This is a genomic window from Brevundimonas sp. (genome assembly GCF_023259385.1).
Lineage (GTDB): Bacteria > Pseudomonadota > Alphaproteobacteria > Caulobacterales > Caulobacteraceae > Brevundimonas.
On record NZ_JAHFPF010000062.1, the window covers coordinates 1 to 14,664 of the forward strand.

The 14,664-nt window shown below is 69.7% G+C and carries 13 protein-coding genes and 1 pseudogene; 8 read left to right on the top strand and 6 right to left on the bottom strand.

Features of this window, described 5'->3' with window-relative positions; translation table 11 throughout:
• Positions 1-783: hypothetical protein (locus tag Q0C81_RS06580; protein WP_291835312.1), on the top strand; the 783-nt coding region annotated here is incomplete at its 5' end.
• Positions 784-786: 3 nt separating this feature from the next.
• Here the strand turns inward: Q0C81_RS06580 and pyrF are convergent.
• Positions 787-1,503, bottom strand: coding sequence for an orotidine-5'-phosphate decarboxylase (gene pyrF, locus Q0C81_RS06585; RefSeq protein ID WP_291835352.1), 717 nt, complete (start codon positions 1,501-1,503; stop codon positions 787-789).
• Positions 1,504-1,600: 97 nt separating this feature from the next.
• Here pyrF and Q0C81_RS06590 point away from each other — a divergent pair, with 97 nt between their 5' ends.
• A complete protein-coding gene (locus Q0C81_RS06590; protein ID WP_291835315.1) occupies positions 1,601-2,299 on the top strand; it encodes a MarC family protein in 699 nt (232 codons plus the stop codon).
• A 1-nt stretch (position 2,300) separates the two neighbouring features.
• Positions 2,301-2,978: a TMEM175 family protein gene (locus tag Q0C81_RS06595; protein WP_291835318.1), complete on the top strand. Its 678-nt coding sequence runs from the start codon at positions 2,301-2,303 to the stop codon at positions 2,976-2,978.
• 109 nt (positions 2,979-3,087) lie between these two features.
• Here Q0C81_RS06595 and Q0C81_RS06600 read toward each other — a convergent pair whose 3' ends face one another.
• On the bottom strand, positions 3,088-4,185 hold the full coding sequence (locus Q0C81_RS06600) for a phytase (protein ID WP_291835322.1): 1,098 nt from the start codon (positions 4,183-4,185) through the stop codon (positions 3,088-3,090).
• Positions 4,186-4,439: 254 nt separating this feature from the next.
• On the opposite strand from Q0C81_RS06600, the gene Q0C81_RS06605 reads away from it, so the two are divergent.
• The 4 genes from Q0C81_RS06605 to lpdA all read left to right on the top strand — a co-directional run bounded on the left by Q0C81_RS06605 (position 4,440) and on the right by lpdA (position 10,807).
• Positions 4,440-6,689 (top strand): TonB-dependent siderophore receptor, encoded by a 2,250-nt coding sequence (locus tag Q0C81_RS06605; RefSeq protein WP_291835325.1) that lies wholly within the window; start codon positions 4,440-4,442, stop codon positions 6,687-6,689.
• A 209-nt stretch (positions 6,690-6,898) separates the two neighbouring features.
• On the top strand, positions 6,899-8,749 hold the full coding sequence (locus Q0C81_RS06610) for an ATP-binding protein (RefSeq protein WP_291835328.1): 1,851 nt from the start codon (positions 6,899-6,901) through the stop codon (positions 8,747-8,749).
• Between the two features lie 63 nt (positions 8,750-8,812).
• Positions 8,813-9,292: a hypothetical protein gene (locus tag Q0C81_RS06615; RefSeq protein ID WP_291835334.1), complete on the top strand. Its 480-nt coding sequence runs from the start codon at positions 8,813-8,815 to the stop codon at positions 9,290-9,292.
• 105 nt (positions 9,293-9,397) lie between these two features.
• Complete coding sequence (gene lpdA / locus Q0C81_RS06620) at positions 9,398-10,807, top strand: dihydrolipoyl dehydrogenase (protein ID WP_291835337.1); 1,410 nt, start codon at positions 9,398-9,400, stop codon at positions 10,805-10,807.
• Positions 10,808-10,865: 58 nt separating this feature from the next.
• Here the strand turns inward: lpdA and Q0C81_RS06625 are convergent, their stop codons facing one another.
• The 4 genes from Q0C81_RS06625 to fsa form a co-directional block, all read right to left on the bottom strand.
• On the bottom strand, positions 10,866-11,738 hold the full coding sequence (locus tag Q0C81_RS06625; RefSeq protein ID WP_291835340.1) for a retropepsin-like aspartic protease: 873 nt from the start codon (positions 11,736-11,738) through the stop codon (positions 10,866-10,868).
• A gap of 231 nt (positions 11,739-11,969) precedes the next feature.
• Positions 11,970-12,899 carry a tyrosine recombinase XerC gene (locus Q0C81_RS06630; RefSeq protein ID WP_291835343.1) on the bottom strand — a complete coding sequence of 310 codons (930 nt, stop codon included), beginning with the start codon at positions 12,897-12,899 and terminating at the stop codon, positions 11,970-11,972.
• Positions 12,881-13,582 (bottom strand): DUF484 family protein, encoded by a 702-nt coding sequence (locus Q0C81_RS06635; protein ID WP_291835346.1) that lies wholly within the window; start codon positions 13,580-13,582, stop codon positions 12,881-12,883. The genes Q0C81_RS06630 and Q0C81_RS06635 overlap by 19 nt, the downstream gene beginning before the upstream one ends.
• A gap of 56 nt (positions 13,583-13,638) precedes the next feature.
• Complete coding sequence (gene fsa, locus Q0C81_RS06640) at positions 13,639-14,292, bottom strand: fructose-6-phosphate aldolase (RefSeq protein ID WP_291835349.1); 654 nt, start codon at positions 14,290-14,292, stop codon at positions 13,639-13,641.
• Positions 14,293-14,322: 30 nt separating this feature from the next.
• On the opposite strand from fsa, the pseudogene Q0C81_RS06645 reads away from it, so the two are divergent.
• Positions 14,323-14,664 (top strand): annotated as a pseudogene (locus tag Q0C81_RS06645) (primosomal protein N'); the annotation flags it as partial.

Here is a 14,664-nt window from a genome sequence, read left to right on the forward strand (position 1 = left end):
CTTATCCTCGCCGCCTCGCCCGCCTTCGCCGGCGATCCGCGGGGGGGCGGCCACCAGCCCCGCCCGCCCGCGCCCTGCTGCCATGGCGGCGGCGGGGGGCCGCGTCCGCCGTCGCCCCCGCACGGCGGCGGCTGGAACTCCAACATCAATGTGAACGTCAACGCCTCGGCGCGGGCCGAGGCCTACGCTTCGGCCGGCGCCCGCGGCTATCTGAACGCCCGGACCTATGACATGGGCGGCCCCCGCGGCGGCTACGGCGGCGGCACGGTCTATGTCGGCGGCGGTTACGGCGGCGACGCGGGCGGCTACTACTCCGGCGGTCCGGCGGTTTATGACGAGCGCGTGCTGGAAGGCCGGGCCTGCCCCTCGGCGCCGTTCGGCTATGTGGTCACCGGCTTCGGTCGTGACGACATGCGCCCCTCGCGTTGCGGCTACCGCTATGACGACCGCTACGACCGGGGCGGCCGCTACGGCTACAGCGAGCGTCACGACCGGTACGACGGCTACTCCGAGAGCCGCTACGAGGTCCGCGAAAGCTACAGCGACTACGAGGCCTACGAAGAGGGCTACATCCGCGACGACGGCCGCCGCTACGAGGATCGGCGCGGCTGCGACTGCGACCGGGGGCCGGCGCCCTATCCGCCCGTCTATCTGCCGGAGCCGCCGCGCTACGAGCCGCCGCACCGGGTCGCTCCGCCGCCGCCGCGCGCTCACCGGCCCCAGCCGCCGCGCCGCCAGACGCCGCGGCAGGAATACCGCCAGGAACCCGGCGAGCGGGGCTGATCTCTAAAGGGCGACGCCGTTGATCGATTCGGCGATGGACGAGGCCGCCAGCAGCGGATTGTCAGTCCCCACCACCGGGCGGGCCACCACCAGATGGGTCGCTCCGGCCTCCAGCGCCGCGCGCGGCGTGGCCACGCGCTGCTGATCGCCCCTGTCAGCGCCCTCGGGACGGACGCCCGGCGTGACGATCAGGAAGTCGGGACGACCGGCGGCGACGGCGATCTCGCGCACCCGGGCGGCTTCCAGCGGGCTGGAGACGACGCCGTCGACGCCGCAGTCCAGCGCCTGACGCACCCGCCGCTCGACCAGGGCGGCCGCGTCGAAGCCGTAGCCGATCTCGGCCAGGTCGGCGTCCGACAGGCTGGTCATGACCGTGACGGCCAGCAGCTTGGTCCCTGATCCGGCGGCGTCGCGGCCCTTGACCGCGCCCTTCATGACCTGAGGTTCGGCGTGGACGGTCAGCAGGTCGCAGCCGCCCTCGGCGACGGCGCGGGCCGCGCCCTCCACCTGGGCGCCGATGTCATGCAATTTCCAATCCTGGAAGACCATCTTTCCGGCGGTCCTCAGCTCATGGGCGAAGGCCACGCCGCCCGGGCGGGCCAGCAGGGTCAGGCCGATCTTGTAGGCGGTGATCGTCGCGCCCAGCCGCTCGACCATGGCGCGGGCGGCGTCCAGCGAGGGCAGGTCCAGGCCGACGATCAGGCGCGGGTCGCTGAGCACAGGCGTCATGGGTCGATCTCCTTTGCCGCCGGGGGTGGACGCGCGGACGTGCGTCGGCCCTTATGGCGGTTGGGTGAATTGGGGGCGAGGTCAGGTCATGGACGCGGTCGAACTGGGGGTCAACCTGTTCGTGACGCTGTTCGCGCTGCTGGATCCGGTGGGAAACCTGCCGATCTTCGCGGCGGCGACAGCGGGCGCGACGCTGCGCCAGCGAGTGTCGGTCTCGTTCCTGATCTGCGTGTTCGCCGCGCTCTTCCTGGGGTTCTTCTTCTTCACCGGCCTGGGCCTGCTGCAGTTCTTCGGCATCTCGCTGGCGGCCTTCCGCATCGCGGGCGGCATCCTGTTGCTGCTGCTGGGCCTCGACATGGCGCGCGAGGACTTCCTCGCCACCTTCGCCGACAAGGACGCGGCCAATGACCTGAAGGACGTGCGCGGTTACGCCAAGCGGCGCTTCCAGCGGCTGGTCGTGCCCTTCGCGATTCCGCTGATGATCGGGCCCGGCGCGATCTCGGCCATCATCATCCAGGCGGGCGAAGCCACGAAGATCGGCCCGGCCGGCACGGCCGCCTCACTGGCCGCGATCACCGGCGCCTGCGTGGTCTCGTTCATCTGCTTCGCCCTGACCGGCCCGATCAGCCGGATCCTCGGCGAGGTCGGCCTGGCCATCGTGGTGCGGGTGCTGGGCCTGATCCTGTGCGCCCTGGCGATCCAGTTCATCCTGATGGGGCTGGGCGAGGCGTTGCCGGGCATCATCAGCACCGGCGTGACCATCCCCTATCCCTCCGGCGGGCACTGAGATGGACGGATCGTCGGGGGTCCGGGTGTTCCAGGGGCCGGAGTCGCAAAGGCTGGACGCCTTCGTCGATGCGGCCTTCGCCTTCGCGGTCTCCCTGCTGATCATCGGCGGGACCGAACCGCTGCGGTCCTTCACTGATCTGGCCACGGCGCTGGCCCGCATTCCAGCCTTCATCTTCGGCTTCGCCCTGATCGCCCTGTTCTGGACGGCGCACCGGACGTGGTCGACCCTGACGCCGGTGCGCACAGGCTGGACCACCCTCCTCAGCCTCGCGGTGGTGTTCGCGGTGCTGGTCTTTGTCTTCCCGCTGCGCCTGCTGGCCGAGACGGCGACGCACTATGTCTCGGGCGGCGTGCTGCCGGGCGGGCGGCTGATGTCGGGCCTGGCCGACCTGCGCTGGACCTATGTGATCTACGGCGTGGCCTTCGCCGTGCTGTCTGGGCTGAACGCCGGCCTGTTCGCGCACGCCGCGAGAGCCCTGCGCAGCGGGGACGCCGCCACGCACCGCAAGGGCGTGCAGTGGGCGAGGACCTGGACCATTTCGGCCGCGACCGGGCTGATCTCGGCCCTGATCGCGGCGACGCCCCTTCTGAAGGTCGCGCCCTGGCTGCCGGGCGTGGCCTACAACCTCATCCCCGTGGGGGTGGTCGCCGTGACCTGGCGGAATCGTCGAGGCTAGACCATTTTTGCTTCAGGTCGGATCGACCTGAATCCAAAAAATGGTCCAGCATCAAACTGGAGCGAAATCTGAGCCGAGCCGGACTTCGTCTAACTCAACCGATTTCGCTCTAGAGGCTGAGCGCGGTGCGGATGTCGCGCCAGTCGATGTATTTGAAGTTCTGGTTTCCGACGTCGTTCACGTCGTCCTGCACCACGACCACGCCCTCGGGGAAGCGGTCGCCGACCCGGCCGCCCAGGGCGTCCAGGCCGTCGGTGCCGGTCACGCCGTCGATCGCGCCGTTCGCGACCACGAAACGCCCCTTGTACTCGGGCGCGGCGCCGTCGATGCGCCAGACCGGGAAGGTCGAGTCGCCCTGGCTGGAGCCGATCAGGTAGCGGGCCGCGCCGTCGGCGATGATCGTCAGGCCTTCCGCATCGGCGACCAGCACGCCCGGAGCGATCGCCTGCACCAGGGTCCGGGTCGCGCCCGAGGCCGGGTCCAGGCCGTAGCGCCAGACCCCGACGTTCTCTTCCGCGATATACAGGGCGTCCGTGGCCTCGTCGGCGGCGCAACCTTCCGAAATGCTGCCGATCTCGGCGCGGCGGACCAGGCGGGCGGACGGCTGACCGTCGGCCGCGACGGTCAGCACGAACTGGCGCAGCTCGCCCTCATGGCCGACCAGGATGGCGTGCAGCTCGGCGCCGCGACGGGCGAAGCAGAAGCCGTAGGGCTCGACCACGTCGGTGGCGACATTGCCCCAGTGACGGACGCCGTTGTCGCCGGTCGCCGCCGGGTCGAACAGATACAGGGCGATGCCGGTCTTGCCCGGGGTGCGGTCGCTGGCGCCGAACACCACCTGCGGGCGGCCGCCGACGCTCAGACCTTCGGCCACGTCGACATTGTTCAGCAGGCCTTCCGGCAGGAACTGCAGGATCGCGCCGTCCAGGCCGTAGATGTACAGGCCGGCCTTCTTGTCGGTGCCGGCGACGAAACCGTCCACGACGGCGCCCTTGATATGGACCGGCGTGGCCGAGGCCCAGACCGCGGGATCATCGGCGGCGTCCTGACCGGGCAGGCCCACCGGCGGGGTTTCCAGCACGGCGTGAACCGGCGCGCCCTGGCCGACGACGCCTTCGCCCTCGCCCTGGTAGTCAACTTCACGGGTCGCGCAGGCGGCCAGAAGGGCCGCGGCGGCCACGGTGACGATCAGGGTCCGGACAGTCATTGGATACGCCCCTCCAAAGGCTTGAACGGCCGCGCCAGACCACGCGCCGTGGTGGAGGGTCAAGCAACGCACGATGACGGTCCCGCGTCACCTTCGTGACGAACGATCAGCCTTGGGACAAATCGTCACGACGGCGTCGGCAAATCGCCAAGCCTCGTTCGCGAAACCGTCGCGCCCGCGTCGCCGGTGCGGCCTAGCTGGCGCTTCCAGAGCTGGCGGCCGGGGGGTCGACCGGACGCATCGGGATGCTTCAAATGAAAATCGGACTTCTGCTCGGCGCCGCCGTCGCGCCGCTCGCCTTCGCCCTGGCCAGCCCGGTTCTGGCCCAAGACGCTCCGACCGGTCCGACGACCGCCCTCGACGAAGTCATCGTCACCGGCGAGCCGGTGATGCGCAACCGCACCGATGACGTGGTTCCGACCCTGTCCTACGACCTTGAGTATTTCCAGCGCTTCGAGCCGCTGACCGTCGGCGACGCCCTGAAGCGCGTGCCCTCGGTGACCTTCCTGTCGGACATCCTCGAGGCCGACGGCGTGCGCCTGCGCGGCCTGGATCCCGGCTACACCCAAATCCTGATCAACGGCGAGCAAGTACCCGGCGCCGGCGTCGACCGGTCCTTCTTCGTCGACCGCATCCCCGCCGAACTGATCGAGCGGGTCGAGGTCGTGCGTTCGTCGTCGGCGAACCGTTCCGGCGACGCCGTCTCGGGCGCCATCAACATCGTGCTGCGTGACGCTCTCGCCCTGGACGGCGGCTACATCCGCGCCGGCGCCATCATGTTCCCGGACGATGAGATCGGCGGCACCTTCGGCGCCGTCTGGGGCGGTCAGGTCGGACCGGGCCGCCTGCTGGTCGGCGGCAGCCTCCAGGACCGCCGCAACCCGAAGAACAAGTACAGCCAACGCTTCAACCAGCCGGGCGGCACGCTGCTGAACACCGAGGTCCAGACCGACGTCCGCAGCGGCACCGACTACTCCTTCAACGCGGCCTATGAGGTCGAGGTCGGCGGCGGCACGCTGGACCTGTCGGGCGTCTTCGTCCGCACCGAGCGCCTGCAGGACGAGGACTCGCTTGAGTACCAGTTCGGCCTCGAGAACAACGCCAACCTGCTGACGGTCAACGATAACGACGTCGACATCGAGACCGACAATCTGAGCCTGCGCGCCCGCTACGAGCGCGAGATGTTCGGCGGCGAGACCCGCTTCAAGCTGGGCTACGCCAGCTTCAACGACGAGCAGATGGAATTCGAGAACGAGTCCGAATACCTGCGCGACGCCAACCCGTTCCCTGAAGAGGATCGCTTCACGGCCGATCTGGAATACCGCGACCTCCAGGACGAAGAAGTTTCGGCGGCGATCGAACACACCCGCGAGCTCGGCAACGGCGTCGAGCTGGAGTTCGGCCTCCAGGGCGTCCAGAAGGATCGCGATTCGAACACCCGCACGGCGACCCGCGTCCGCTTCACCATCCCGAACGCCCCGGCGCCGCGCCCGGTCCAGCCGCCGTTCGTCTTCACCGACGGCGCGTACGCCATCGAAGAGACCCGGATCGACCCCTACGTCATGTTCTCGGGCGAGAGCGGCGCGCTGAAGTGGGAGGCCGGTCTGCGTTACGAGACGACCGACACCACCATCGCCAGCATCGAGAACGACTATGCCGAGCTGCTGCCCTCGGCCAGCCTGCGCTACCGCCTGTCGGACACCGATCGCCTGACCCTGTCGGTGGCGCGCACCGTCCGCCGTCCCGACTTCGACGATCTGGCTCCCGTCACGCTCGAGGAAGAGCGCGGCGACAACGATTTCCGCGGCAATCCCTACCTCAAGCCCGAACTGGCCTGGGGTATCGATGCGGGCTTCGAGCGTCGTCTGGGCCGTCGCGGCGTCGTCGGGATCAACGTCTTCTACCGGGACATCACGGACCTGATCGAGGACGTCAATACGGGTGAAGCGGGCAGCGGCGACAACCCCGCCACGCCCACCGTCATCGAAGCGTTCATCGAGTCCATCGACAACGTCGGCGACGGTCAGGTCTATGGCGTCGAGTTCGACCTCTCCACGCCGCTGGACTTCATCGGCATGGAGAACACCGGGGTGTTCCTGAACGCCTCGTGGCTGGACAGCAAGGTCGAGGACGGCCTCGGCGAGCGCCGCTTCAACGACCAGTCGGACTATGTGGTGAACGTCGGCTTCACCCACGACATCCCGACCTGGGGCGCGGCCTTCGGCGCCACCTACCGCAAGCAGGGCGACGCCTTCGGCCGGGTCTATGCCGAGGAGGTCAAGACCTCCTACGGCGCCGACCTGGAGGTCTTCCTCGAGAAGCGCGTGTTCGCCAACACCGTCGTCCGCCTGACCGGTTCGAACCTGCTGGACAGCTCCAAGGACGAGGTGTTCGACAAGTTCGGCGACCGGGCGGACCAGATCAGCCGCAGCTACGACGAGTACGAGCTGGAGAGCGAAAGCGCCGGCCCGGTCTACCAGCTGGTCATGCGCGTCGCCTTCTGACGCCTGTCCAGAGACGAGACAGAAGGGGCCGGGCGGCGACGCCCGGCCCTTTTCTGATTCTCCGCTCCAATGGTTAACGGCCAGGCTGGACCGTTTCGGAATCAAGGGTTAGGTCGCCTTGGGGGCGAAAGGCGGTCGTTGCGGTTCGCCGTTTGCAAGGCATCTCCCGAACGGGCGCGCGCCGCGCCAGAACGGGACAGTCAGGTCGAATGTTTCTCGAAGGCCAGATCAACTGGATGTGGGTGCTGGGCGCCGTCGCCGTCGTCGGCTGGCTCGTCGGGCTGATCGCGCTGTGGTTCGCGCTGACCAACCGGTCGCGCCACGTCGACGCCTCAGGCCAGCTGGATCTGGTCCAGCGCGTGGCCGAGGATTCGCAAAAGCGCCTGTTCGAGACCCTGAACGCCATCCCTGTGGCGCTGGTCGAGACCGACAAACAGGGCAAATTCGTCTTCGCCAACCGCGCCGCCCATCAGCTGCTGGGCCGTCGCGACGCCGAGCTGATCGGCCTGCGCTTCCATTCCGCCACCTGGGGCATCACCTTCCCCGACGGGCGTCCGGTGCCGCCGGACCTGCTGCCCAGCGCCCGCGCCCTGCGCGGCCAGACCGTCAAGGGCTTCCACCACCTGATCTCCAACCCCGCCACCCGCAAGAAGATGCTGGTCTCGGTCACGGCCATGCCGATCGAGAATGAGCTGGGTCAGATCACCGGCTCGACCGCCGCCATCGTCGAGACCGAAGGCCTGCAGACGCCCGAGGTCATCGCGCCGGAGCCCGTGCAGATCGTCGGCGACGACCTGACCCGCCGGGTGTTCGACGCCGCCTCCAGCGCCTTGGTGGTGGTCGCCGCCAACGGCCTGGTGCGCGAGGCCAATCGCACGGCCCTGCTGGTGCTGGGCCGCGACGCCGTCGAGGGCGATTTCGCAGACGCCTTCCTGGCCGAGGATGAGCGCGTCGAGGGCCGTCAGGCCCTGCGCGCGGCCCTATCCGCCCCGGCGGGCGAGGCAGAGGCCTTCGTCTCGCGCACCGGCGCGCCGGAAGGCATCCGCTGGTCCATGCTGCCCCTGACCGACGCCGAGGGCCGGGTCGACGCCCTGCTGCTGGCCGGCGAACGCGCCGATCCCGTGGTGGAAGAGACGCCGGTCGAGGCCGTCGAGGAGCCTCCGGTCGAGACCATCGCCTTCGCCCCGGCGCCCGAGCCCGAGGCGCCGGAAATCTCCGAGGAGGCCCGGGCCTTGCGCGAGGAGGCCGAGACCGCCCGCCGTCAGGCCGAGGAGGCTCTCGCCGCCGCCGCCGCCGCGCGCCAGGAGGCCGATGCAGCCCGCGCCGCCGCTCATCAGGCGCGAGAAGAGGCCGAGCTCGAACTGCAGGGCGGACGCCGTATGGAAAGCGTCGGCCGCCTGACCGGTGGTCTGGCCCATGACTTCAACGCCCTGCTGGGCGTCATGACCGGCGCGCTGGACATGATGCTGCGCCAGGCCGACGACCCTGCGCGCGTGCGCCGTCTGGGCCAGGCCGCCCTGGCCGCCGGCCAGCGCGGCGAACAGCTGACGCGGCGCCTGACCGCCTTCTCGCAGGGCGACGACGCCCCCGTGTTCCAGACGCTGGACGCCGGCGTCCTGCTGCGCGGCATGGAAGCCCGGCTGCGCGCCATGGCCGGTCCGGAGATCGACCTGATGATCGAGGGGCCGTCAGACGTTGCCCCGGCCCGGCTGGACCCCGTCGCCTTCGAGGGCGCGGTTCGCGCCCTGACCCAGAACGCCGTCGAGGCGGTGGGCTCCAAGGGCTCCGTCGCCGTGCGGCTGGAAGCCCTGATGGAGGGCGGCCTGCGGCTTAGCGTGCGCGACACCGGCCCCGGAATGGATCGTGAAATGGCCGCCCGCGCGGTCGAGCCCTTCTTCACCACCCGTGACGGCGCGGCCGGTCTGGGCCTGTCCCAGGCCTATGCCTTCGCGCGCCAGTCGGGCGGGGTGTTGTCGATCGACGAAGCGCCCGGGGGCGGGGCCGAGGTGTCCATCACCCTGCCGCAGCCCTTGGAGGAGGCGGAACTTCAGCGCGCCTGACCCCGCTATCGACGTTCTCCGTCCCGGGTGTAGGGTGGTTAACGACGAAGACGGAGCCCGGTCATGAAGTTTGCGCGCATCCTCATCGCGGTGGTCATCCTCGCCTATGCGGGTTGGCTGGCGTGGCCTCTTCTGTCGCCGATCATCGGCGGCGCGACCCCGGACATGGGCGCGATGCGCGCCGAGGCCGACGCCCTGACCGGCGGCGACCTGTTCGGCTTCATTCCCGGCTGGGCGTTGTGGGCCGGGGCCATCGTTCTGTATCTCATCGCCGCCCTGATGCTGGGGTCCGGCAACACCAAGGCCTCGGTGGCCTACTTCCTGGGCTTCATCGCCGACGCCGTGCTGCGGCTGGCCATGGACAGCGGCGGTCCGGACGCCAGTGCGCGCTCGGCGGGGCCGACGGCCATGGCGGCGGACAGCGGCCTGCCGGTCGATCCGGTCTGGCTGGTGCTGGGCGGCCTGTTCCTGCTGGGCGTGCTGGTGGTCATCCTCGCCCGCCGCCAGCGCAAGCGCCGCGTCGCCGGTCAGCTGGCCTTCTAGCGCCAGGGTATCGCCCCCATATACTGACGCGGCGGTTGACCCTCGCGGGGGCGGCGCTAGGTTCCGCGCGCCTTCCCGCGCCCAGACAAGCATCAGAGAGACCCCATGGCCGAAGCCGCATCCTATGACGTCGTCATCATCGGGGGCGGTCCCGGCGGCTACAACGCCGCCATCCGCGCCGGCCAGCTGGGTCTGAAGGTCGCCTGCATCGAGATGCGCGAGACGCTGGGCGGCACCTGCCTGAACGTCGGCTGCATGCCGTCCAAGGCGCTGCTGCACGCTTCCGAGCTGTTCGAGGTCGCGGGCAAGGAGTTCTCCACGCTCGGCATCGATGTCGGAACGCCCAAGGTCAACCTGCCGCAGATGATGAAGCAGAAGGCCGACAGCGTCGGCGCCCTGACCAAGGGCATCGAATTCCTGTTCAAGAAGAACAAGGCCGACTGGATCAAGGGCAAGGGCAAGATCACCGGTCCGGGCACGGTCGAGGTGACCGCCGCCGACGGGACCGTCACGACCCTGACCGCCAAGGACATCGTCGTCGCCACGGGCTCCGAGCCCACGCCGCTGCCGGGCGTGGACTTCGTCGAGGGCAAGGTCATCGATTCCACCGGCGCCCTGTCGTTGCCGGCCGTTCCGAAACACCTGATCGTGGTCGGCGCCGGCGTCATCGGCCTTGAGCTCGGTTCGGTCTGGCGCCGTCTGGGCGCCGAGGTCACCGTGGTCGAGTTCCTCGACAAGGTCGGCGCCGGCATGGACGCCGAGGTCGCCACCGCCTTCCAGCGCGGCCTGACCAAACAGGGCATGACCTTCAAGATGGGGACCAAGGTCACCTCGGCGAAGACGGCCAAGGACGGCGTCGTCCTGACGCTGGAGCCCGCCGCCGGCGGAACCGCCGAGACCCTGACGGGCGACGTGGTTCTGGTCGCCATCGGTCGTCGTCCCTACACCGCCGGTCTGGGCCTGGAGACGGTCGGCATCGAGACCGACAAGCGCGGTTTCCTCAACAACGACCACCTGAAGACCGGCAAGGACGGGATCTGGGTCATCGGCGACGTGACCCACGGCCCGATGCTGGCGCACAAGGCGGAAGAAGAGGCCGTCGCCGTGATCGAATACATCGCCGGCAAGGCGGGGCACGTCGACTACGACCTGGTCCCCAGCGTCATCTACACCAGCCCCGAAGTGGCCTGGGTCGGAAAGACCGAGGAGCAGCTCAAGGCCGCGGGCGTCGATTTCAAGAAGGGCAAATTCCCCTTCACCGCCAACAGCCGCGCCAAGATCAACCACGAGACCGAGGGCTTCGTGAAGGTGCTGGCCGATGCGAAGACCGACAAGGTGCTCGGCGTGCACATCTTCGGCCCGCAGGCGGGAGAGCTAATCGGCGAGGCTTGCATCGCCATGGCCTTCGGCGCCGCCTCGGAAGACATCGCCCGCACCTGCCACGCCCACCCGACCCGGTCGGAAGCGGTCAAACAGGCCGCCATGGGCGTCGACAACTGGACCATGCAGGCCTGACGCTCCAGCGCCCCGGGGCCGGCGCGAGCCGACCTTGGGGCCGTCGACCGATTTCGCCCTAGAGCAGCAACTCGTCCTCGATGGTGCGTGTCGTCCGACGACGCAGGCCCTCGAAGTTCACGGTGTTCGCGGTGAAGTCCAGGGTGACCTGGCGGAACCGGCCCAGCAGGTCGGCGCCGATCAGCAGGGCCGGGCGGTCCGCCAGCTGCAGCGTCTCGAAACAGTGCAGGTCGGCGAACAGCAGCGGCGTCGTGCCGAGGCGCGAGCGGCCCAGTCGGATCTGATCCACCCTGGCGAGGTCGGCGGACAAGGTCTGGCCCGTCACGCCGTAGAGGGGCACCGGACGGGACAGGGCGGCGCCGTCGGGACGACGCGCGGCGACCGCCCGGCGTAGCGCATTGTTGCCGATCGAATATTGCGCGCCGCTGTCGACGAAGGCGGCGGTCGGCAGGCCTTCGACCAAGGTCTCGGTCAGGATCAACTGACCGAACCGGCCGCGCACCGAGTGAATCCCGGCCTGCCGGATGCGGGAGCCGGTCGACATCTGCTCGCCGCCCATCAACACGCGTATGCCGCGCGCGCTCATGAAGACGGACTGATGCTCGATGTTGAAGGCGAGCCGGAACCGGCCCAGCACATCGAGGCCCAGCAGGCCGTCGGCGCCCAGCTGTTCGCGCGGAATGACGGGGCATCGCAGGTTTCGGAAGCCGAGCCCGCTCAGCGTGAGGCGATCCACCTGAACGCTGTCGGTCCGGGCCGCCGCGGTGATGCCGTGCACCATCAGCGGCTCGCGGGCCGGCAGCGCCAGCCGCGCGGCGACGGTGTCGGCGACCGCGGTCGATCCGGCGCCGGTGTCGATCACGAAGCTCAAGGGGCCCTGGCCGTTGATCGTCACCTCGGCGGCGATCCGCGTGAACAGATTGGCCTGCACCGAGATGGGCGACGGAGCGTCGGCGGGCGGTTGCTGAGTCCGGTCCTGGGTTCGGGCGAAGGCGGCGGGGCCGGCCGTCGCCCCGGCGACGCCCGCCGCGCCCAGAGCGATCAGCAGATCGCGGCGCGGGAGAATCGGCGTGGGATATGAGGTCAGCGGCGTTTCCCCTTATCTTTTTTATTTTCCCGCACTCTAGGCGCCGTTCGCGCGCCGTGGCGAGTCCGTGTTCTCTCAAGCCTTGGGGTGGGCCGCCGCATAGGCGTCGAGCAGGCGGGCGGCGTCGACGGCGGTGTACTTCTGGGTCGTCGACAGACTGGCGTGGCCCAGCAGTTGCTGGATCGAACGCAGGTCGGCTCCGGCGCCCAGCAGATGGGTCGCGAAGCTGTGGCGCAGCGCATGGGGCGTGACGCTGGCGGGCAGGCCCAGGCGGCCGCGCAGACGCTGCATCGCCGCCTGAACCTGACGCGGTCCCAAAGGTCCGCCGCGACGGGCGCGGAACAGGGCGTCCGACGGCTCCAGCGGCCAGGGCAGCAGGGCCAGATAGGCGTCCACCGCGGCGCGCACGGCGGGCAGCACCGGCGCCATCCGGGTCTTGTCGCCCTTGCCCGTGATCCTGAGGGTTTCGGGCAGGGGAACGTCGGCCCGGATCAGGGACAGGCCCTCCGAAATCCGCAGCCCGCAACCGTACAGCAGGGTCAGCACGGCCCGGTCCCGGGCGGCCTCCCACGGCTCGGCGTCCGGATCGGCCTGCGTTTCCTCCAGCAGGCCGCGCGCCTGATCCTCGGTGACAGGCCGGGGCAAGGTGGGCTTCAGGCGGGGGCCGCGCACCAGGGCCAGCTGCGGCGCGGGCGTATCCAGCCGCCGGTCGAGGAAGCTGTGGAAGGCGCGGATGGCCGACAGGGTCTGGCTGATCGACCGGGCGTTCAGGGGATGATCGCCGGATCGGCGCTCGGCCAGATGGGCGCGAACTTCCGCCGCCGTGATCGCTCCCAGGTCCGCCAATCCCTGCGGTTCGCCCCGATGGCGTTCCAGGAAGGCCAGATAGAGCCGCCCGATATGGCCGTAGGCTTCCAGCGTCCGGGGCGACAGCCGCCGCTCATGGGCCAGATGCTCCAGCCAGGCGGACAGGGCTTCGGAGGCGGTCAGCTGAGAATGGGCCATCGTTCGGCCGTGCGTTCGACCACCCGGGCGATAAAGGCCACCAGTTCGCAGCCCATATTGGGGGTGAAGCCGTCCTCTTCCGGCGAGCCGAAGGCGCACATGGCGTGACGGCCCGGCGTCTCGGACCCCGGGAATTGCGGGGCCATGCGGATCAGGGCGACCGACCGGACCTCGTCCTCGGCCGCGCTGAACAGGCCCAGGCCGTCGAAATTCGGGCCCAGCCAGGTCAGGCCGTGGTCGCCGAGCAGGGCGTCGACGCCGCCGACCTCCAGCGCCTTCCAGCCGAACGGCACGCCGCCGGGCTTCTCCATGGCGATGGCCGCGCCGGCCAGGCCGAAACGCCCTTGCGCCACCGCGTCGAGGCGGCGGGCGAGATCGGAGGGATTGCGCGCCTCCATCAGGTCCAGCGCCGCGACATGGGTCTGGGTCTGGGCGGCGAAATTGGCGCGGGCCACAGCCTCGATGCGCTTGCGCGCGTCCGCCTCGCGCTCGGCGGCCTCTTCCAGCTTCGTCAGGGCGGCGCGGCCGAACTCGACCACATTGCGCCCATGCGGCTTCAAGCCGATCTCCTCCAGCAGGGACCGGTCGTCCAGCAGGGTCTGGGGATGGGCCTGCAGCCAGGCGCGGATGTCCGGCCAGTGCGGCTCTTCAGGCTTCGCAGAGAGGTCGGGTGAAACGCTCACAAACCTCTCCTCGAGGCGGTACTTAGAGAATGGAGCGTTCTGGGAGTTGTCGATCCCTACAGGATCGACTGGCCGGTCTTGCCCCAGTCCGCCAGGAAGGCATCAAGCCCCTTGTCGGTTAACGGGTGTTTGACCAGCGCCTTGAAAGTGTCCGCCGGCAGGGTCGCGGCGTCGGCGCCGGCGAGCGCGGCGGCCGAGACGTGGTTCGGATTGCGCAGCGACGCGGCCAGGATTTCGGTTTCGAAGCCGTGGATGTCGTACAGGGTGCGGATCTCTTCCAGCAGCGCGATGCCGTCGGCGCCGTGGTCTTCCAGACGGCCGACGAAGGGCGAGATGAAGGTCGCGCCGGCCTTGGCGGCCAGCATGGCCTGGGCGGCCGAGAAGCACAGGGTGACGTTGGTCTTGACGCCCTTGTCCGAGAAGGCCCGCGCGGCGCGCAGCCCGTCCCACGTCAGCGGCAGCTTCACCACCACGTTCGGGGCGATGGCGGCCAGCTTGTCGCCTTCCTTGACCATGGTCTCGAAATCGGTCGCCACGGCCTCGGCGGAGATCGGCCCCTCGACCAGGGCGCAGATTTCAGCGATGACCTCCGCGATGTTGCGCCCGGACTTTGCAATCAGCGTGGCATTGGTGGTCACGCCGTCCACCATTCCGGTGGGGACCATGTCCTTGATGACGGCGACGTCGGCGGTGTCGAGGAAGAGTTTCATGGGCGGGCTTTTAGCGGAGAGGGGAGCGCGGTGAAAGTCGCATCCGTCCTGATTCCGCTGCCGGTGCCCGAGGCCTTCGACTACGAGATCCCCGACGGCGTCGAGGTGGCGCGGGGCGATCAGGTGGCCGTGCCGCTGGGGCCGCGCCTGATCCGGGGCGTCGTGTCGGAAGCGCGAGAGACCACGGGGACCAATCGTCGGCTCAAGGCCATCGATCATGTTCTGGACGAGCCGCGCCTGCCCGAGCGCACCGTGGACTTCGTCGAATGGGCGGCGCGCTGGACTCTGAGCGCGCCCGGCGAGATGGCCTCGGCGGCCCTGAAGGGCCTGCGCGCGCCGCGGCCCCGGCCCGAGCGCCGGGTGCGCCGGGTC

Excerpts from the sequence above, each read along its gene's own strand:
- Q0C81_RS06590 (WP_291835315.1), top strand. The coding sequence starts at position 1,601 with ATGGACGCGGTCGAACTGGGGGTCAACCTGTTCGTGACGCTGTTCGCG.
- Q0C81_RS06615 (WP_291835334.1), top strand. The coding sequence starts at position 8,813 with ATGAAGTTTGCGCGCATCCTCATCGCGGTGGTCATCCTCGCCTATGCG.
- Q0C81_RS06595 (WP_291835318.1), top strand. The coding sequence starts at position 2,301 with ATGGACGGATCGTCGGGGGTCCGGGTGTTCCAGGGGCCGGAGTCGCAA.
- Q0C81_RS06600 (WP_291835322.1), bottom strand. The coding sequence starts at position 4,185 with ATGACTGTCCGGACCCTGATCGTCACCGTGGCCGCCGCGGCCCTTCTG.
- lpdA (WP_291835337.1), top strand. The coding sequence starts at position 9,398 with ATGGCCGAAGCCGCATCCTATGACGTCGTCATCATCGGGGGCGGTCCC.
- Q0C81_RS06610 (WP_291835328.1), top strand. The coding sequence starts at position 6,899 with ATGTTTCTCGAAGGCCAGATCAACTGGATGTGGGTGCTGGGCGCCGTC.
- fsa (WP_291835349.1), bottom strand. The coding sequence starts at position 14,292 with ATGAAACTCTTCCTCGACACCGCCGACGTCGCCGTCATCAAGGACATG.
- Q0C81_RS06605 (WP_291835325.1), top strand. The coding sequence starts at position 4,440 with ATGAAAATCGGACTTCTGCTCGGCGCCGCCGTCGCGCCGCTCGCCTTC.
- Q0C81_RS06630 (WP_291835343.1), bottom strand. The coding sequence starts at position 12,899 with ATGGCCCATTCTCAGCTGACCGCCTCCGAAGCCCTGTCCGCCTGGCTG.